Raw genomic sequence first — 19,508 nt, 5'->3', positions numbered from 1 at the left:
GGCAGACCACCTCAGTCGCGCCGCTGCCTTATTTCCAATAGGTGTCGTCAGCCAGACCGGCGAGCATGCCACTATACCGGCTGGCATCAGGGCTTTCAGCGGCATTGGTGTAGTCTTCGCAGAGCGTCATGTACCAGGTGTGCTGCTCGCCCGTGGCGGGATTGAGGATCACCTTGGAATAGGCGCCGTCCGTGGTCTGTGACGGGATCACCTGCATCGACTTGTTGAAGGCGACGGGCTGGGACATGGGGGCGCTGCAACGGCCGGCGGCAAAGAGCGCCTGGGCCAGTTCGGGGGCGGTCTTCTTCGCGCGCGGATGCACCCAGTCTTCGCGGGCCCATTTCTCCCAGCGCGACAGGCCGAATTCCCGCGTCCAATAGGTCCGCTCCACCTGCTTTGCATCGCCCGGCGTCTGCCCATCCGGGGCGCCTTGGGCATAATGATCGGCGACGATCGAGACGAGCTTGCGGTTGGACTTAAAGGTGACGTCATTGACCGACCATGTGGTCAGCGCCCGGTTGTAGCGGTCGGCACAGCCGCCCATCAGCGTGGCAGCCTTGCCGGTTTTCAGCTTGCTGGGAAAAATGCCATAGCCCGACGCACCGAGCGCCGGCACTTCGGCGGGGCCGATCACCCAGCCGCGGAAGAAGCGTTGCGAGGAATTGCTGTTGGTCAGGCAACGGTCGCTTTCGAAGGTGGATAGGGCCACGGGGCTGTAGCTGCCCATGATGAAGCCATAGCCTTGGTCGAACCACTGGATCGAGGCGCCGTTCTGGTTGCCGTCATCGTCGCCGCCGCCCGTCGGGCCTGGCTTGCCACAGGCCGGCTGACGGATCGTCGAGCTGACGATGCGGGTGTTGCCATCCTTGATCACCGGCACATTGACCTTGGCGATCGGCCCGTTCGGACAATTGGCGCGCGGCGAGGCAAAGTTCTGCAGCGTGTAGGAGGGCGCTTCCCCAGGCTTGATGTCGCGATGGCGCTTGCAAGCACCGTCGCCAGGAATGCCGGCAACCGGACGCCCATCCGCGCCGACGCAGACATCCATGGTCATGAAATCGCTGATAGGCCCGAAGCCGGCGGCAAAAGCCGAGGGCGTGGCGGCGGACAAAAGGCCAAGACCAAGCATGGCCGGGCTCAGGAAGCGCAGGAAGGACGTCATCGAAATTCCCCAGGAGGGTGTTGGACCACCTCGACCTTCCACCCGTTGGTGACGAATTTGAGACGCCTCATGTTTTTTCTGACTTACCAAGAAGCAGCTCAATCAAAGCAAGTCCTGGGAAAACAGGCGTCTTGTCTGTCGTGATCCTGTCATGAAAGCCGGAGATGAAAGCGGAAAGGACATGGCCGGCAGACGTCGCGCGGGCATCGTCCTGATCGGTGCGCGTCCTTCCCGATGGCGTGGTCTTTCTGCAAGGAGTCGCCTGTTCTTGACGCGCACGACCAGACGCGCCATGTCGCAAAACCTGCTCCGCCAACCCCGTGGGAACCAGAATGGATTACTTCAAACGCTTCAACTTCCTGTTCGCCACGCCGAATTTCGATGCGGATGCTTTGGAAGGGGCGCGCTATCATCAGATCGTCAGTGAGATCGAGCGTTCCGGCTTCGAGGTCGTGCGCGCCCGGTCCATCGAGGATGCGGAGATCGCCGTGCAGACCGATGCCGCCATCGGCTGCATGATGGTCGACTGGGGCAAGAAGGGACTGGAAGGCAAAACGGCGTCGCTGATCAATCTGATGCGCCGGCGCGGGCTGGATTTCCCGATCATCCTGTTGATCCGCCGAAAGCGGCTCGAAGACGTTCCGGTCGAGGTGCTCGACTTCATCGACGGCTATGTCTTCCTGGCCGAGGAGACGCCGACCTTCATCGCCCGCAACCTCATTAGCCGGCTTAAGCAATATGCCGAAACGCTGAAGACGCCCTTCTTCGGCGCGCTGGTGGATTATGCCGAGGAAGGCAACCAGCTTTGGACCTGCCCGGGGCATAATGGCGGCGTGTTCTACAGTCGCTCGCCGATCGGGCGGGTGTTCATGGAGCATCTGGGCGAAGCCGTCTTCCGCGACGACCTCGACAATTCCGTTCTCGATCTCGGCGACCTCCTGACCCATGAGGGCCCGGCGCTGGCCGCGCAGAAGGAAGCGGCCAAGATCTTCGGCGCGGAGAAGACCTATTTCGTGCTGAACGGCACCTCCACCTCCAACAAGGTGGCGCTCGCCGCTCTGGTCACCGATGGCGATCTCGTGCTCTTCGACCGCAACAACCACAAGGCCGCCCATCACGGCGCGCTTCTGATCTCGGGCGGCATTCCCGTCTATGTGCCGACGGCGCGCAATTCCTACGGGCTGATCGGGCCGATGGACTGGGCCTCCTTCGATGAAGACGCACTTCGCGAGCACATCCGCACCCATCCGCTGGTCAAGGATCCCGAAGCCTGGAAGAAGCCGAAGCCCTTCCGCGTGGCCGTGGTCGAGCAGTGCACCTATGACGGCACGATCCACAATGCCGAGATGATCCTCAAGAAGATCGGCCACCTCTGCGAGTATATCCTGTTCGACGAGGCCTGGGCCGGCTTCATGAAGTTTCACCCGCTCTATGCCGGCCGCTTCGCCATGGGCCTTGCCGATCTCGGGCCCGACAGCCCCGGCATCATCGCCACCCAGTCGACGCATAAGCAGCTCGCCAGCTTCTCCCAGGCCTCGCAGATCCACATCAAGGATCGGCACATCAAGGGCCAGAAGCGACGCGTGGAGCATCGCCGCTTCAACGAGAGCTTCATGCAGCATGCCTCGACCTCGCCCTTCTATCCCCTCTTCGCCTCGCTCGATGTCGGCGCGCAGATGATGAAGGGCCGCTCAGGCGAAGTGCTGTGGGACGACACGATCCGACTGGGCATCGAGCTGCGCAAGAAGATCCGCGCCGTGCGCCGGGAATTCGAGGAGAAGGAGAGCCGGCCGGAGCGGCGCTGGTTCTTCGAACCCTTCGTGCCGGACCGGGTGCAGATCCCCGATGTCTCCGCCCCCGGCGCCGTGCATGACGTCGCATGGGAAAGCATCTCGACCGACCAGCTGGCCACCGACCCCGCCTTCTGGGCACTGACGCCGGGTGCGGCTTGGCACGGCTTTGCCAATATGGAAGCCGGATTCGCGATGACCGATCCCAACAAGCTGGTGCTGCTGACACCCGGCTTCGACGGAGCGGCCGGCGGCTATGCCGATCACGGCATTCCCGCGCCGATCGTCGCGCAATATCTGCGCGAGAACCGGATCGTGGCGGAAAAGAACGATCTGAATGCGCTGCTCTTCCTGCTGACGCCGGGCGTAGAGGCCTCCAAGGCCGGCACGCTGATTTCCGGCCTCGTGGCCTTCAAGAAGCTGCATGACGAGAACGCGCTGCTGGAAGACGTGATCCCCGAATTCACCCGCCGGCGCCTTGCGCGCTACGCCGGCGTGAGGCTGCGCGATCTCTGCGCCGACATGCACCGCTTCTTCCGCGAGGCCAATGTCGCGGGGTTGCAGGCCAAGCAGTTCTCGGCCGCGCATCTGCCCGAAATCGCCATGTCGCCCCATGATGCGGCACGCTGCCTGGTGCGCAACGATGTCGACTACCTGCCGATCGACGCGATTGCCGGGCGCATCGCCACCACGCCCTTCGTCGTCTATCCGCCAGGGATCGCAACCATCGTACCCGGCGAGCGGCTGACGGAGCGCGCCCAGCCGATGATCGACTATCTCAAAATGTTCGAGACCTGCTTCAACACCTTCCCCGGCTTCGACGTGGAGATCCAGGGTGTCTATCGTGAGGCAGACGCAACGGGACGAGTGCGGCTCTACACCTATGTCGTGGCTGAACAGGCTTGATGTTGCGCCGGCAGAGTGCCCGCGTTCGGCGCGCTCTTTCGCCGGCGCAGCATCCCTCCTAAGAATGAAGCGCGATTCGGCCGGCGTAGCCTTTCGATGGATGTGCGCCGGCCATTGAGCCGACAAGACAGGCGATGATGCCAGGCTGGGCCAACAGGGTTCCCAGCAGGGCCCGACACAGGTTTGCACATGAACAAGGACTTGGAGGTCGTCATCCGTCCGTCGAAGGACGGCGATGTCGAGGCCATGCTGGCGATCTATCGCCGCCACATCCGCCAGGGGGTCGAAGCGGGCGTGGACGAAGGCGACACGCCCGAGCCCGACGACCTGCGCGACCGGCGCAAGAACCTCAAGAACCGGCGCCTGCCCCATCTGGTGGCCACGCGCGGCGGCGAGGTGGTCGGCTATGCCTATGTGGTGCTGTTTCGCAAGCGCCCGGCCTATCGCTATACGGTCAAGCATTCGATCTATGTGCACCATCAGCATCTCGGCCAGGGTATCGGCCGGCTTCTGATGCGCGGGCTGATCGATGCCTGCGCGGCGGCGGGGTTTCGCCAGATGATCGGCTATATCGATGCCGACAATGCGGCCTCGCTTGGCCTGCACGCGTCCTTCGGCTTCCAGCGCGTCGGCCATCTGCCAGCTGTCGCCTTTCGCCATGGCCGCTGGTCGGATTCGGTGATGGTGCAGCGCTCGCTCGGAGCAGGCGCCACCACGCCACCGCCTCCCCCGCCTCTATCTACGCGCTGAAGAACAAGCACAAAGCGCGCACACATGCCCGGCGTCGGGCACCGGACACCGGCCGAGTGAAGATAGCAAAAAGTGAGCGCGCCTCCCCTTCCCGGCGGAAGAGGAGGCGCGTGCTCTTATTCGACGTTCGACAGTGTATGTTTCGTCAGGCTTGAGGAGCCCTCAATCGCACTGGCGGGTGCGGTACATATCGCCCCAGCCATCCTGGTGCCAGACGACGCGGCAGACGGGCTGGCTGACCACCACCTCGGGCGCATAGGCCGGAACGGCATAGGCTGGATAGGTGGGCGCCGCATAGACGGGAGCGGCATAGGCCGGGTGGCTGGCGCTGGCGACCAGTGCGCCGCCGATCAGCGTGCCGGCGATGCCTGCAGCGAGGCCGCGCCCGAAATTATTATGTGCTTCAGCCTGGGAGGCGGTGGCAATTGTGGTGCCCGCAATTGTCAAGGCGACCAGACCGGTGGTGAGGAGGTTCTTCCGCATGGTCCACATGGTCCTGTTTCCTTCTGTCTGACCGGCGCCCGTATCGGGTTCGGTCTTGATGACGATCCAAGACTAGGCCTTCGCAGCCTACGGGAACATGTCCATCTCGTTACATTTGCGTAAGCTTGGCAAAACAGTGCTGATGCCCTCGACATGACAAAGCCGGCGCAGACCGCCGGCTTTGCAGATGTTTCGGCTGGAAGCCGTTCAGCACAAAGTTCAGGCGGCCGCGCGCTGGGTCGAGGCCGTCCGTCCCGCCTCCAGCCGGAAGCGGGTTAGTTCCGCCTGCAGGCGCCGCGCTTCGCTCGCCAGCACCTCGCTGGAGGCCGTGGTCTCCTCGACCATGGCGGCGTTCTGCTGTGTCATCTGGTCCATATGGTTGACCGAACTGTTGATCTCGCTCAGCGCTGATGCCTGTTCCTGCGCAGCGCGGGCAAACATCGTCACATGCTCGTTGACCCGATTGACGAGGCCATCGATCTCCCGCAGCGCCTCTCCGGTGGAAGCGACGAGCGAGACGCCGCCCTTGACCTCACCGGCCGAGCTGCTGATCAGCGTCTTGATTTCCTTGGCGGCCTGGGCGGAGCGCTGGGCAAGCTCGCGCACCTCCTGCGCCACCACGGCAAAGCCTCGGCCCGCCTCGCCCGCGCGGGCGGCTTCGACGCCGGCATTCAGCGCCAGGAGATTGGTCTGGAAGGCGATCTCATCGATGACCGAAATGATCTGGCTGATCTTCTGCGACGAATTTTCGATGCGGGCCATGGCGTCGATAGCGCTCTGGACGATCGCGCCGGAGCGTTGGGCACTGGCCTTGGTTTCCGCAACCAGATGCGAGGCTTCCTGTGCGCGATCGGTCGAGGCCTTGACCGTGGTGGTGATTTCCTCCAGCGCGGCAGCGGTTTCCTCCAGCGAGGCGGCCTGCTGCTCCGTGCGATGGGCAAGCTGGCCGGCGGCCGAGGAAAGTTCACTGGAATTGTCGGTAATGGTCCGCCCGGCCTCCTGGATGCCGCGCATGGTAGCGCTGAGGATCTGCATGGTCGCGTTGACATTGTGCTGCAACTCGCCGAAGGCCCCCTGAAAGCGGCCATTCATCTGCTGCGTCAGGTCGGCATCGGCCAGCGCCGCCACCACGCGGCGGACCTCGGTGATCCCCTGGTCGACGCTTGCGACCAGCTCGTTGATGCCCGTGGCAAAGCGTTGCAAATCGGCATCCTCATAGGATTTGGAAATCCTCTGGGAGAAATCGCCGCCGGCCGCTGCACTGACGATCGCGCTGATCGAAACCTGAAGATCCCTGCTTTGCGCATGGAGGGCGGCCTCCTGGCGTTCCATACTGCGCATCTGCGCCTCGTTTGCACGGAAGACTTCCAACGCGCGGGCCATCTCGCCGATTTCGTCGCGACGGTCGGTGGCCGGAATATCGGCCGGAGGACGGCCCGCCGCCATCTCGGCCATCACAGCCGTCATCATGCGGATCGGCCCAACGATATCCTTGCGCGCCAGGCGGAAGCTCAAGGCCGCGCCGACCGCGATGCAGACAGCCGTGGCGCCCAGCAGGACGAGGATGGTGTCGCTGGATTGCGCAATGGCCGCCGCACGCGCCGCCGCAAGGCTCTGGCTGGAGGAAGCCGAATAATCCTTCACCGCCGCCGTCACCGCCTTCTGTGCATCGAGCGCCTTCGCCAACTCGGCTTTCATGGCAGCGGGCTCCTGGCCGGCCGCCGTGCCCGCCGCCTTCACCATCTGGCGGATCTGGCCGAAGTAGCGGTCCAGCGCCTGCTCTATGGTCTGCAGCAGGCGCTGCTCGTTGGCATCTGCGGTGGACGCGATCTTAGGCAGGCGCGCCAGCATCTCGCCGGCCCGCTTTTCCGTCTCCGCCGCGAAATCGCCAGCCTTTTCCGGCGCGAGCGCCAGCTGATAGGTCATGCGGCTGATGGCGATGATATCGACCCGCAGATCCATGGCCTCGCGGGCTACTTCCTCACGCGCGCCTGTGTTCTGAAGCGCCGATGCAAGCGAGAACAGGCCCTGCCCGCCCGTGGCCGCGATCATGACGGCGGACATCCCCATAAGGGCCAGCAGCAGGCTGATTTTCTTGAAGATCGACAGGTTGGCAATCGTCATTGCAACGGGTCCCACCAGCGCGCACGCGATCGTCATATCGCACAGGCACCCTCACTGGCCGAGCCTCATGCCCGCCAACATCATCACGAGTTTTCGCGAGAGATTATTGATTTTCGATAAATCACAGACCCCATGAAGTTGCAGTGCAATATAAGGGATTTCAGTAATTTACCCTGATGTGATGAGCGATGTACACGCTTGAGGGGTTAGTATGCTGCAAAGCATGACAAGGCGTGTTTAACCTATCTCTGCGCGCGGACAGGCCTAATACCGACGCCCAAACCATCCGAAGGCAGGCCATTCGATTTGACGGAGACTCGCTTGCACGTTTGTGGCGTCGATCGCGGCCGCTTCGGCCAGCCATATTTATCGTCTTGGCAAGGCAAAAAGCGTCGGGGGCGAGCCCATCCAAAACGACGCACTTTGGGCGCATGGACCTGTTCTGAATTTCGCGATTGTGGGCAGAAATCGGGAAATAGGCTTATAATGGTGCCCGGAGGCGGATTTGAACCACCGACACGCGGATTTTCAATCCGCTGCTCTACCAACTGAGCTATCCGGGCATCTGCCGACATGCGGCCGGTGGACCGTGAGGTCCGAACCGCGGGGCTTTGGTGCGCCCCGGGAGCGAGCGGGGTTATAACATCCTGTTTCGCGGTGGCAAGCGGCAAAAGCCGGAAATTCGAATTTCGGCGACATTTTCGTGAAAAAACGCACTAAGCGACTGATTTCACAGGTATCCTCACAAAGACTTCAAAGAGTGCCGCGCTCGTCGGCATCAGGATCGGGCTCTTCTGCGGCGGGAATCGCATAGGAGCCGGAGAGCCAGCGATTGAGATCGACATTGCGGCAGCGGTCCGAGCAGAAGGGATAATGGCTGCGCTCCGAGGGGCGGCCGCATTCGGGACAAGGACGCGTCTTGCGCAAGGGCTCAACCTTGGCGGAGGGTGAAGCGGGATGGTCAGTGGGCATGTCGGAGTCCTCGAAGTCTATCGTTCTCGTGACGGATCGGCAAAGCGGTTATGAGCATCGCGGTCCTTCGGAGTGTTGCGCGCGGTCACGCTCGGCTCGATGCTCCAGACGCTTCTTGCATCCAACCGAAAGCCGGCTCTTCCCCTCGGTCAATGCTGTGTGCAGCCGAAGATGCGACACGCGCCGCCGATAGCGGCTGGCAAGGCCTCGAACGGGTTCCGGCGCATATATAGGTACAGTTGACGGCTTTTGAACCGGCCTCTGCAAGCAGACAGCAAAGGATGATAAGGGTCGGCTTAGCCTTCCAGCCAAGCGTCGTGAACCTTGAAGCCCTCGCCCAGAAGGAGATTGACCGTTTCGGTCAAGGGCAGGCCGACGACATTGGTATAGGAGCCGGAGAGCTTCACCACGAAACTGCCGGCAATGCCCTGGATGGCATAGGCGCCAGCCTTGCCGCGCCATTCGCCTGATGCGAGATAGCTTTCGATATCCAGCGGCGAAAGCCGCTTGAAGCGCAGTTTGGTCTCGACGATCTTCTGGCGCAGGCTGCCGTCAGGGGTCGCCAGGCAAATGCCGGTATAGACACGGTGGCCACGGCCGGACAGCAGGGTCAAGGCCGCCGAGGCATCGGCGGCGCGCTCGGGCTTCGGCAGGATGCGCCGGCCAACGGCGACCACTGTATCGGCCGCCAATACATAGGCGCCTGCGGCGTCCGGATCGCCCTTCAGCGCCTTCAGCGCCGCGCGGGCCTTATCGCCCGACAGCCGCCAGGCCAAGGAGCGCGGATGTTCCGCACGCTTCGGCGTCTCGTCCAGATCCATCGGCATCAGCCGCGCAGGCGTCAACCCGACCTGGGCCAGAAGCTCGACCCGCCGCGGCGAGCCGGAGGCGAGGATGAGCGTTTGCGGCGGGGATGTCTTGGGCATGATGAAGCGGCCTCGCCAGAAGGAACAGAGGACAGCCGCGAAAGCGCGGCTCAAGCATGTCGCGCAAACTGCACAGCAGATTGACGACAACGACTGCGCAATCCAAAATGGAGCACAGGGAAGCAGACCGCAACGCGCCCTGCAGCATGAAGCAATCTTGATCCGTGCTCACGTGCACAGATCAGCCGTGCCAATTATGGCCCTGAGCGGCCGAACGACACGCCTCGGGTCTAGTCCCGGCTCGACGCCCATCCTCATCGCAAGGCCGTTGCAGGCGCTTTGCGATGAGGATGGGCTCCGGGCCTGAGGCCTTTGCGGCTTACTTGAAGCGGTAGGTGATGCGGCCCTTGGTCAGGTCGTAGGGGGTCATTTCCACGAGCACCTTATCGCCTGCCAGAACGCGGATGCGGTTCTTGCGCATGCGGCCGGCCGTGTGGGCAATGATCTCGTGCTCGTTCTCGAGCTTTACCCGGAATGTCGCGTTCGGCAGGAGTTCGGTGACGACACCAGGAAATTCGAGGACTTCTTCTTTCGCCATTGACGGGTGATCTTTCCAATCGGTAACGGGGCGCCTTGCGGGCTCCCTCTTAAAAATTTGCCGGAAACTACACAATCATCGGCCGTTTGTGAACAGCGGCACGATGGTTTTGCCATTTTTGTCGCGCGTCGCGGAGAAAGGCTTCTTGCGCGGGCGTGGGCAGCGGGGGATAGACGCTCCCGTGGATCGAAAGCCGGCGCCTGGTGCGGGTCGGCGTGTTCGAGCCGGGAGCTTCTCGAAACACCGGCTCTATATGGACGCAAGAGCGGCCCCAATCAAGCGCCGCCGTTTAATTGCCTGTCGGCATCCGGCCATTGGCCAGACGCTTGTCGATCAAAAGGGCGAGATGATCCCTGACAGCGCGATAGGCGTCGAGGATCTGCTCGCGCGTGCCGGTGGCCACCGTTGGATCGAGCGTTGGCCAATAGGTGACGTCCACGGCCATGGAGCGGGTGAGTTCCAGCGCTGCGTGATGGGCTTCGGGTGCCAGCGTCACGATCAGATCGAAATAATCATCCTCCAGATCCTCCAGCGTGTGGGGCTGGTGGCGGCCGAGCGTCAGCCCCATTTCCTCCATCACCACATCGACGAAGGGATCGCGCTCGCCTTTGCGCACGCCGGCAGAAGCCACATAGACGCTGCCGGGCAGCATGGCGCGGGCCAGCGCCTCGGCGATCGGTGAGCGGATGGAGTTCATCCCGCACATGAACAGGATGGAGGCAGGCGCAACCTTGCCCTGCGCAGCCTGCCCAGGCGCCTCGGCGGCCTTCGACGCGCCGGGCACCGAGCCGGCGGAAGCCGCCGCGCCCATGGCGCTCAGCCCTTCCAGTAGAGCACGCAGACGAGCGTGAAGAGCCGCCGCGCTGTATCGAAATCCACCTCGATCTTGCCGTTCAGTCGGTCCTTCAGCGTCTGCGAGCCCTCATTGTGTATGCCCCGCCGGCCCATGTCGATCGCCTCGATCTGGCTGGGCGTGGCACTGCGGATTGCCTGGTAGTAGCTTTCGCAGATCAGGAAATAATCTTTCACGATCCGGCGAAACGGCGTCAGCGAGAGAATATGCGTCGCCACATCCGCGCCGTCCTCGGTGGAAATCGAGAAGATCAGCTTGCTGTCACGCAGCGACAGCTTCAGCCGGTATGGCCCGCTCTCGTGCCCGATCGGCGCGAAACTGTTTTCCTCGAGAAGATCGAAGATCGCCACCGCGCGCTCATGCTCGACATCGGGCGTCGACCGGCCGATCGTCTCATCGAGCGCGACATCGCAAAGCCGCTGTCGCGCCTGCTCTGAGGTGGGGGCTGACGTCATCCCGCCTCCCCGAGATTGAGACGGATGGCAACGGAGCGCGCATGTGCCTCCAGGCCCTCGGCCCGCGCCAGCGCGATGGCCGCCGGCCCGAGATCGCGCAGGGTGTCGGGCGTCAGCCGCAGGAGGGAAGTGCGCTTCATGAAATCGAGCGTGCCCAGGCCGGACGAGAAACGGGCGGAGCGGGCTGTCGGCAGCACATGGTTGGAGCCGCCGACATAATCGCCGATCACCTCAGGCGTGTGGCGGCCGAGGAAGATGGCGCCGGCATTGCGGATCTTGTCGACCATGGAGTCGGGATCGGCGATTGCCAGCTCCAGATGCTCGGCGGCAATCCGGTTGGCGAGCGGCGGGGCATCCTGCAGACTGTCGAGCAGGACGATCGCACCGAAATCGCGCCAACTCGCCGCCGCCGTCTCGCCACGCGGCAAGCTCTTCAGCTGGCGCTCCACCGACTGCTCCACCGCATCGGCGAGCGCCGCATCATCGGTCATCAAAATGGATTGCGCGCCGGTATCATGTTCGGCTTGGGCCAAGAGGTCAGCCGCCAGCCAGTCCGGATCGTTCTCGCCATCGGCGATGACGAGGACTTCGGAGGGGCCGGCGATCATGTCGATGCCGACTGTGCCGAAAACCTGACGCTTGGCGGCGGCGACATAGGCATTGCCCGGGCCAACGATCTTGGCAACGGGCGCGATGGTCTCCGTGCCATAGGCCAGCGCCGCCACGGCCTGGGCACCGCCGATCCGGTAGATCTCGGTAACGCCAGCCAGCCGCGCGGCGGCCAGAACTGCCGGGTTCAGCTTGCCCTCACTGGCCGGCACCACCATGACCAGACGCTCCACACCGGCCACCCGGGCAGGAATGGCGTTCATCAGCACCGAGCTTGGGTAGCTCGCCGTGCCGCCGGGCACATAGAGGCCAACGGCCTCGATCGCCGTCCAGCGCGAGCCGAGGCCGACGCCCATGGCGTCCTCGTAAATATCGTCCTTCGGCCGCTGGCGGCTGTGATGCGCCTCGATCCGCACCGCCGCCACCTTCAGCGCGCCAAGCACCTCCGGCGCGACGCTGTCGATGGCCGCATCCACCTCTTCAGCGGTGACGAGCATCGGCACGCTGGCAAAATCGAGGCGGTCGAAGCGGCGCGTATAGTCGGCCAGGGCTGCATCGCCTCTGCGGCGAACATCCTCGATGATGGCCCGAACGGTCTGGTCGACATCCTCGGAGACTTCACGCTTCGTCGTCAGAAAGGCGGAAAAGCGCGCTTCGAAATCGGGCGCGCGGCTGTCGAAACGGGTGGCCAAGATCGTCGGTCCTTCAATGGGTATGCTGGCAGTCGATAAGGCGGCACTGGGGCAGGCTGACGTCAGGCATCAAGGCGTCGATGCAAGACCATCCTCGATGCAAGGCAGGCCAGCCAAGCGCCGCTTCAAAGCTTTACAACCTCGGCAGGCTTGAAGTCGATGGTGAATTGAGCGCGCAGTTGGGCCGTATCGAAACGCGGGGGCTTTTGCTCAGGCCTCGTCATGGCGTGGGCGGGAGCTGGTCTCCCAAGCGCCGCCCGTCTCGGCAAGTTGAAGCTCGATGCATTCGACATCGAGCGCGATGGTCGCACCGCCGGCAAGCAGCAGCTCCACCGTACCATCCGGCCCCTCGCCTGCCTTGTCGAAGCGGATGGCCAGAAGCACATGCACGGCTTCGGTATCCTGCCTGTCGAGATTGAGCGAGCGCACAGCCCGCACCCGCTTGAAGGTGATGGCCGCGCGTCGCCGCTCGAAGGTCTTGGCGCTGCGCAGCGCCTTCTCCCAGACGAAGCGGTTGAGAACCAGCGTGAAGTGACCATTGGACGGACGGTAGGCAATGCCTTCTAGCTTGAAGACGGCATCTTGGACATGGGCGGAAATCACCGCCAGATCCTCCTCGTCCAAGGCCATCAGCTTCAAAGCATCCATGTCTCACCCATTGTCTTGCCATGCCATGCCGGCCCGGCCTCGTATCGACGCCTATGTGTTCGCAAGAAGCCAATGCCTGCGCGCGGCCTTGCTAGGCACATAGGGTGGGCAGGGGCGGCGTGCAACGCTCACGGCCAGCCTTGCGCATGGAGACCATGCAAAAAGGCCGACAGGATCATCCCCGCCGGCCTTAAACGCCCAAAAGGCTGGTGGCTTATTCGGACACGCGCTCGACCTCGGCGCCGCAGCGCGTCAGCTTTTCTTCCAGCCGCTCGAAGCCGCGATCGAGGTGATAGACGCGCGACACCATGGTCTCGCCTTCCGCCACCAGACCGGCGATGACAAGAGAGACCGAAGCGCGCAGATCCGTCGCCATCACGGGAGCGCCCTTCAGCCTCGGCACGCCTTCGATCTTGGCCGTTTGGCCAGAGAGCGAGATCTTGGCACCCAGACGAGCGAGTTCCTGCACATGCATGAAGCGATTTTCGAAGATCGTTTCGGTGATATGCGAAACGCCGCTGGAGCGGGTCATCAGCCCCATGAACTGAGCCTGCAGGTCGGTCGGGAAGCCCGGATAGGGATCGGTGACCACATCGACCGGCTTGATGCCGCCGCCATTGCGATAGACGCGAATGCCGTTGTTGGTGGGCGTGATCTCGGCGCCGGCCCGGCGGATGGCTTCGAGCGCGGTGTCGAGCAGGGCCGCATCGGTGTTTTCCAGAACGACATCACCGCCGGCCATGGCGACTGCCATGGCATAGGTGCCGGTCTCGATCCGATCGGGCAGAACGCGGTGGCGCGCGCCGGACAGCGAGGTGACGCCTTCCACCGTAATGGTCGAGGTGCCGGCGCCGGTGATCTTGGCGCCCATGGCGATCAGGCAGTTGGCGAGATCGACGACTTCGGGCTCGCGGGCGGCATTGCCGATCACCGTGGTGCCCTTGGCCAGCGTCGCGGCCATCATCACCACATGGGTGGCGCCGACGGAGACCTTAGGGAAGACATAGCGCGCGCCGACGAGGCCGCCGGGCGGCGCTTCGGCATTGATATAGCCGCCATCGATCTCGATATTGGCGCCCAGCGCCGTCAGCCCCTCGATGAACAGATCGACCGGCCGCGTACCGATGGCGCAGCCGCCGGGCAGAGAGACGCGGGCCTTGCCTTCACGCGCCAGAAGCGGACCCAGCACCCAGAAGCTCGCCCGCATCTTCGACACGAGTTCATAAGGGGCGGTGGTATCGACGATGTTGCGCGAGGTGAAATGAACGGTGCGGGCATAGCTATCGCCCTGCTGGCGCTCACGCCGACCATTGACCGAGATATCGGCGCCATGATTGCCGAGAATGCGGATCAGCTGCTCGACATCGGCCAGATGCGGCACGTTTTCCAGCGTCAGCGTGTCGTCGGTCAGGAGCGAGGCGATCATCAGCGGCAGGGCCGCATTCTTTGCGCCCGAAATCGGGATCGAGCCGTGAAGCGCGTTGCCGCCTCGGATTCTGATACGGTCCATAAGTCCCCCGGACTGTCTGGGGCGCCGGGCGGATCCGCAGGGCAGCGATCCGGGCACCCGTCATTGAAAGGCTTCGCATGCCAAGCACGCGATGCGCCGGCTTTGCGGTGAAGACATGCATCAAGACAGCGCGCACGGGACCGGTGCCGGCCTCAGGCGCGTTCATCAAAGGCGTCTGTCTACGCAAGGCTTGGTCAAATGAGAAGCTTTTTGAAGGCAGCCAGTGGCGTTAGCGAAAAATTTCGCGCCAATCCACGCGAAACCGCGCTTACGCCTGCCCGAAAACATGCGCCTTTCCAGCGATGTCGAGCCGGACGCGGTCTCCCGCCTCCAGCACGCCGACGCTGGACGTCTTGATCACGATCGGCGGCAGGGCAACGCCATCCAGCACCACCGCGATCGTCGAGGTCGCGCCGCTGAATTCGACCTCGACCACACGGCCGGCTGGCGGTGGCGCATTCTCGTCGCGCATCACGCGGATCTGCTCCGGGCGGATCATGATCTCCACCTTGCCTTGGCGGGCGGGCGCGATCTCCACCCGACCCAGCGCGCAATCAGCCACGTCGCCGCGGGCAATGGCCGGCAGGAGCACGGCATCGCCCAGAAAAAGAGCTGTCTCGCGGTCCTTCGGCTGAAGGTAGAGCCGGCGCGGCGTGCCGGCCTGCACCAGCCGTCCCTCGCGCAGCACCGCAACCTGATCGGCAAAGGACAGCGCTTCGGCCTGGTCGTGGGTGACCAGGATCGTCGCAATGCCGGCGGCTTCCAGAACGCGGGCGACCGCCTTGCGCATGTTCTCGCGCAGACCGGTATCCAGCGCGGAAAACGGCTCGTCGAGCAGCATCAGCCGTGGCTTGCGGCCAAGCGCACGCGCCAGTGCCACGCGTTGCTGCTGGCCGCCGGAGAGCTGGTGCGGCCGGCGGCTCATCATGCCGCGATCGAGCTCGACCATGTCGAGAAGATCGAGAATGCGCTGCTCGCGGTCGGCCAGGCCGCGCTCGAACCCGAAGGCAATATTGTCGGCGATGCTCAAATGCGGAAAGAGCGCGCCATCCTGGGCGACGATACCGATGCCGCGCTTGTGCGCCGGCACGGCCGCTGCGCCTTGCGCCAGCACCTCGCCCTTCAGGACGATGCGACCGGCATCCGGCGCCTCGAAGCCCGCTATCAGCCGCAGCAGCGTGGTCTTTCCGGAGCCCGAGGGGCCGACGACCGCCGTGCGGCTGCCGCTGACGATCGACAGCGAAACGTCCGAAAGCGCAGTCGCAGGGCCATAGCGCTTGGTCAGCGTCTCCAGGGTGAGCAGGGTCATTGGCCGGCCGTCCGTTTCGACTGGGCATGAAGGGCAAGGGTGAGAGGCAGCGACAGGACCACCATCATCACCGCATAGGGTGCGGCCGCCAGATAGTCGATCTCGCTCGTCAGCGACCAGAAGCGCGTCGCCAGCGTCTCCACGCCATTGGGCGCGAGCATCAAGGTGGCGGTGAGTTCATTGGTGATGCCGAGCGCCACAAGCGCCACGCTCGCCGCCGCGCCCGGCGCCGCCAGACGGAATGTGACCTGACGCACGGCCTGGCCCGGCGTGCGGCCAAGCGCCATGGCAGCGCGCTCGAGCTCCACCGGCGCCTGGGCAAGGCTTGCGCGCAAACCCACCATGGCGCGCGGCAGGAACAGCAGGACATAGGCCACCAGCAAGGTGGCGAAGGTTTGATAGAGCGGCAGGATCAGCCGCACGGTGATGCTGACCAAGGCAAGGGCCACCACCACACCCGGCAGGGAGCCGACATAATAATGGCAAGCCTCCAAGGCGCGCTGCAGCCGGCCGGGCGCGCGAACGGAGAGCCAGGCCATCGGCGCGGCCGCCAGAGTGGAGAGCATGCCGCCGGCAAGCGCCAGGGCGATGGTCTGCACAAAGGCATTGCCGAGCGGCCCGGCCTTCCAGATATCCAGCCCGCCCAGCCAGAGCCAGCGCATCAGCGTGTAACAGGGCACACCAAGCGCCAGGAGCGCCGTGCCTGCCGCAAGAAGAAGCGCCGGCACCTGATAGGTGCCAAGCCGCCGGCGCTGCGCCGGGCGTGCCGCGCCGGCACCGACGCGCGCATAGCGCTCGCTGCCGCGCCACAGGCTTTCGCCGCCCATCAGGAGAAGGCAGCAGAGGATCAGCACGCCGCCGAGCATGTTGGCCGCCGGGCTGTTATAGGCCGACTGAAACTGGTCCACGATCGCGGTTGCGAAAGTGTCGAAGCGGATCATCACATAGAGCCCGTATTCCGACAGAAGATGCAGCGCGATCAACAGCGCGCCCCCGCCAATGGCGAGCTTGAGCTGCGGCAGAATGGCACGGAAGAACACCCGCCACGGCCCAAGCCCGAGCGAAGCTGCCGCATCCTCGATCGCCGGATCGAGCCGTCGCAACGCGGCGGCGACAGGCAGATAGAGAAAGGGATAATAGGCCAGAACCGAGACGAAGGTGGCGCTGGACAGGCCGCGCATGCCGGGCACCAAGCTGATCCAGGCATAGCTGTGCACGAAGGCGGGCACTGCGAGCGGGGCCACGGCCATCCAGGACCAGAACCGCGCGAAAGGCAGATCGGTGCGCTCCGTCAGCCAGGCGAGCGAGACGGCCAGTGCGACACAGGCGGGAATGCTCGTGGCTTCCAGAAGCGCGGTATTGATAAGAAGACCGCCGACGCGATCGCGAAAGACCAGTGCCCGCACGGTGTCCCAGCCAACATCATAGGTCACCCAAACGACGAAGCCGAGCGGCAGCAGGCTGAGGAGCGCGACGAAACCGGCCATCACATGCACCGACACATGCGGCAAGCGCCGGCCACGCTGGCGCTCAGCGGCGGCAGCCAGATCCGGCAGCGGGCCAGAAGATGCGATCGAGCCGGAATCGTGCTGCAAGAGGCAGGCCTCTCCTTGGCCGGTTAGACCATCGTGCCGGAAATCGAGATCGGCTCGATGCTCAAGAATTGCGTTTGCATCCGATCGACCTGAAATCCGGTTTCCACTTTTCGGTCCGATGCTTTCAGGGACGAGAACCGCTCTTATTTCGCGCGAGCATTGCCCAGCGCTGTATGTTTCGTCCGTCTTACACAGCCTCGTCCAGGCGGCCGGCGCGGGCTGGACGCTGCTCTAAAGTTTTCTTGAGCCTTCGGCAATAGTTTTAACGGGCGGCGATCTGAGCCAGGTTTGCAACGAAGGGAAGAGAAGGCTTTGCCTGCGTTAAAACAGAGATAGGCCGGGCGGAGCCTGCCCGGCCTATCTAATGTGTCGGCCTGCCCGGCCGGAAGCGCTATGGCTTCGGCCGGACGGGCCGCGAGAAATCCACCTTCAGATCAGGCCGGCAGCGGTCATCAGTTCGGTGACCTTCTTGCTGTTAAGCTTGGAAGGATCGATCTTCGGTGCGTCGAGCTCAGACAGGGGAACCAGCTTCTCGTTGGAGGCTGAATCCTTGCCTACGGCATATTCATAGGAGGTGCCGGTCTTCAAAATGTCCTGCCCGGCCTTGCCGGTGACGAATTTCAGGAATTCCTGCGCTTCCTTCAGATGCTGGGTCGACTTGATGATGCCGCCGCCAGAGAGGCTGACAAAGGCGCCCGGATCCTGGTTCTTGAAATAATGCAGGGCGACGTTTTTGCTGTTCTCGCCACCGGTCTTGGCCTGATCGCCGAACCAGTAATAATGATAGATGACCGCGCCTTCGATCTCGCCGGCATTGACCGCCTTCATCGCCACGCTGTTGCCCTTGTAAGGCGTAGCATTTTCCTTCAAGCCCTTCAGCCACTTGGCGGTCTCGGCCTCGCCTTTCAGCTCCAGAAGCGCACTGACAATAGCCTGGAAATCGGCGCCGGCGGGCGAAGCGCCCCAGCGGCCCTTCCAGGCGGGATCGGCAAGATCGAGAAGCGACTTCGGCAGCTTGTCGGCCGAGAGCTTGTTCTTATCATAGACAAAGACGGTCGAACGCGCGGCGATACCGACCCAATGGCCATCCGAAGGCTGATAGCTTTCGGGCACCTGGGCAAGCGTGTCCTTCTCCACCGGCGCGAACAGGCCGGCACCATCGACGAGCGTCATGGCCGGCGAGTTTTCCGTCAGGAATACATCGGCCGGCGACGCCTCGCCTTCCTGGATCAGCTGATTGGCAAGCTGCATGTCGCTGCCCTGGCGCATGGTCACCTTGATGCCCGTAGCCTTGGTGAAGGCATCGATCCACTCTTTGCCCAGGCTCTCGTGTTGCGCATTATAGACAACGATGCCGCTATCTTCCGCGCTGACAGGGCCGGCAAGCACGGTGGCGCCGAACAGGGCCGCAAGCGCGGCTGCAAGCTTGAGCTGATTGACAGGCATTTTCATGAAACCTCCATGGCAAGTCTCGCCCGACGGGCGGGGTTCGCGCCGCTATAAATTTGTTGAGTAGAGATTTCAAGTTTTATGCAAGGACGATGTGCGCACCGGCGGACACAAAGGACAAGATCAGGGTTCACGCTTTGGTGAGCCTTTAAGCCAGGACGCTCAGGTGGCGGCAATGTTGTGCATGGCGGCAGTCTCCAGCACGGATCGACAAAGATTAGCGCGACGCCATAACCCAGCCTGTGACTGGCATATATTTCCACAATCTGATGGGTAAAATGGTGCTGCTAGAGAGATTTGAACTCTCGGCCTCTCCCTTACCAAGGGAGTGCTCTACCCCTGAGCTATAGCAGCTGATGCGACGTCTGAAGCGGTGTTGAGCGCTTCGTCGTGCGAGCGAGGGCCTATTGCCACAGCTCTCCGTGGAGTGCAAGCATGGCGGCGAAGAAAATTCGAAAGGGGCGCGTTTTCGTCGGCTGCAGGCCAAGGGCGCAGCCATTGAATCAAGCGCGGCAGGCAGGGATGACGACGTGGTGAGCAAGGACCCTGAATCGAAAACGGCACGACCGATCAGCGAAGCGGAGCGGCAGGCCATCGCCCGACGCGAGCGGCAGGCGCAGACGCTGCGCGAAAACCTGCAGCGTCGCAAGCAGCAGAGCCGCGCGCGCCGGCAAGGGGCTGCGGACGATACGGACGGCCTGCCGGCATCCGGCCGAGAACCGGATTGATCCGCGCGC

17 protein-coding genes and 2 tRNA genes are annotated in these 19,508 nt (G+C 63.5%); 3 read left to right on the top strand and 16 right to left on the bottom strand.

The window, feature by feature from the left end:
• Positions 1–28: 28 nt before the first annotated feature.
• Complete coding sequence (locus BMX61_RS12375) at positions 29–1,162, bottom strand: hypothetical protein (RefSeq protein WP_075629429.1); 1,134 nt, start codon at positions 1,160–1,162, stop codon at positions 29–31.
• 332 nt (positions 1,163–1,494) lie between these two features.
• Between BMX61_RS12375 and BMX61_RS12370 the strand changes: the two genes are divergently transcribed.
• Together BMX61_RS12370 and BMX61_RS12365 are read left to right on the top strand one after the other, a co-directional pair.
• Complete coding sequence (locus BMX61_RS12370; protein ID WP_075629430.1) at positions 1,495–3,858, top strand: Orn/Lys/Arg family decarboxylase; 2,364 nt, start codon at positions 1,495–1,497, stop codon at positions 3,856–3,858.
• A gap of 189 nt (positions 3,859–4,047) precedes the next feature.
• Positions 4,048–4,608 (top strand): GNAT family N-acetyltransferase, encoded by a 561-nt coding sequence (locus BMX61_RS12365; RefSeq protein WP_075629431.1) that lies wholly within the window; start codon positions 4,048–4,050, stop codon positions 4,606–4,608.
• Positions 4,609–4,770: 162 nt separating this feature from the next.
• On the opposite strand, the gene BMX61_RS12360 is transcribed toward BMX61_RS12365, so the two are convergent.
• The 15 genes from BMX61_RS12360 to BMX61_RS12285 form a co-directional block, all read right to left on the bottom strand.
• Positions 4,771–5,091, bottom strand: coding sequence for a hypothetical protein (locus BMX61_RS12360; protein WP_234794667.1), 321 nt, complete (start codon positions 5,089–5,091; stop codon positions 4,771–4,773).
• 219 nt (positions 5,092–5,310) lie between these two features.
• Entirely contained in the window at positions 5,311–7,215 is a 1,905-nt protein-coding gene (locus tag BMX61_RS12355) for a methyl-accepting chemotaxis protein (RefSeq protein WP_075629582.1), read from the bottom strand.
• A 487-nt stretch (positions 7,216–7,702) separates the two neighbouring features.
• Positions 7,703–7,778: transfer RNA gene (locus tag BMX61_RS12350), tRNA-Phe, on the bottom strand.
• A 190-nt stretch (positions 7,779–7,968) separates the two neighbouring features.
• On the bottom strand, positions 7,969–8,187 hold the full coding sequence (gene yacG / locus BMX61_RS12345) for a DNA gyrase inhibitor YacG (protein WP_075629433.1): 219 nt from the start codon (positions 8,185–8,187) through the stop codon (positions 7,969–7,971).
• Positions 8,188–8,483: 296 nt separating this feature from the next.
• Positions 8,484–9,113 (bottom strand): Maf-like protein, encoded by a 630-nt coding sequence (locus tag BMX61_RS12340; RefSeq protein ID WP_075629434.1) that lies wholly within the window; start codon positions 9,111–9,113, stop codon positions 8,484–8,486.
• Between the two features lie 319 nt (positions 9,114–9,432).
• Positions 9,433–9,651 (bottom strand): translation initiation factor IF-1, encoded by a 219-nt coding sequence (gene infA / locus BMX61_RS12330; RefSeq protein WP_004435948.1) that lies wholly within the window; start codon positions 9,649–9,651, stop codon positions 9,433–9,435.
• Between the two features lie 289 nt (positions 9,652–9,940).
• Positions 9,941–10,357 carry an arsenate-mycothiol transferase ArsC gene (locus BMX61_RS12325; protein WP_075629583.1) on the bottom strand — a complete coding sequence of 139 codons (417 nt, stop codon included), beginning with the start codon at positions 10,355–10,357 and terminating at the stop codon, positions 9,941–9,943.
• 110 nt (positions 10,358–10,467) lie between these two features.
• Positions 10,468–10,959 (bottom strand): UPF0262 family protein, encoded by a 492-nt coding sequence (locus BMX61_RS12320; protein ID WP_075629436.1) that lies wholly within the window; start codon positions 10,957–10,959, stop codon positions 10,468–10,470.
• Positions 10,956–12,260 carry a histidinol dehydrogenase gene (hisD, locus tag BMX61_RS12315; protein ID WP_075629437.1) on the bottom strand — a complete coding sequence of 435 codons (1,305 nt, stop codon included), beginning with the start codon at positions 12,258–12,260 and terminating at the stop codon, positions 10,956–10,958. Before hisD ends, BMX61_RS12320 begins: the two co-directional genes overlap by 4 nt.
• Positions 12,261–12,470: 210 nt before the next feature.
• The gene (locus tag BMX61_RS12310; RefSeq protein ID WP_075629438.1) at positions 12,471–12,908 is read right to left on the bottom strand and encodes a DUF2948 family protein; all 438 of its coding nucleotides are present in this window, start codon (positions 12,906–12,908) and stop codon (positions 12,471–12,473) included.
• A gap of 214 nt (positions 12,909–13,122) precedes the next feature.
• Complete coding sequence (murA, locus tag BMX61_RS12305; RefSeq protein WP_075629439.1) at positions 13,123–14,418, bottom strand: UDP-N-acetylglucosamine 1-carboxyvinyltransferase; 1,296 nt, start codon at positions 14,416–14,418, stop codon at positions 13,123–13,125.
• Between the two features lie 268 nt (positions 14,419–14,686).
• A complete protein-coding gene (locus BMX61_RS12300) occupies positions 14,687–15,727 on the bottom strand; it encodes an ABC transporter ATP-binding protein (protein ID WP_075629440.1) in 1,041 nt (346 codons plus the stop codon).
• Positions 15,724–17,301, bottom strand: a complete 1,578-nt coding sequence (locus BMX61_RS12295) for an ABC transporter permease (RefSeq protein WP_234794672.1) — start codon at positions 17,299–17,301, stop codon at positions 15,724–15,726. Before BMX61_RS12295 ends, BMX61_RS12300 begins: the two co-directional genes overlap by 4 nt.
• A gap of 450 nt (positions 17,302–17,751) precedes the next feature.
• A complete protein-coding gene (locus BMX61_RS12290) occupies positions 17,752–18,774 on the bottom strand; it encodes an iron ABC transporter substrate-binding protein (RefSeq protein WP_075629442.1) in 1,023 nt (340 codons plus the stop codon).
• 276 nt (positions 18,775–19,050) lie between these two features.
• A tRNA-Thr gene (locus tag BMX61_RS12285) sits at positions 19,051–19,125 on the bottom strand.
• Positions 19,126–19,304: 179 nt separating this feature from the next.
• Here BMX61_RS12285 and BMX61_RS12280 point away from each other — a divergent pair.
• Positions 19,305–19,499: a hypothetical protein gene (locus BMX61_RS12280; protein ID WP_075629584.1), complete on the top strand. Its 195-nt coding sequence runs from the start codon at positions 19,305–19,307 to the stop codon at positions 19,497–19,499.
• Positions 19,500–19,508: the final 9 nt, after the last annotated feature.

The organism is Xaviernesmea oryzae (assembly GCF_900109605.1).
GTDB lineage: Bacteria > Pseudomonadota > Alphaproteobacteria > Rhizobiales > Rhizobiaceae > Xaviernesmea > Xaviernesmea oryzae.
This window is presented reverse-complemented; position numbering and strand designations above follow the sequence as displayed.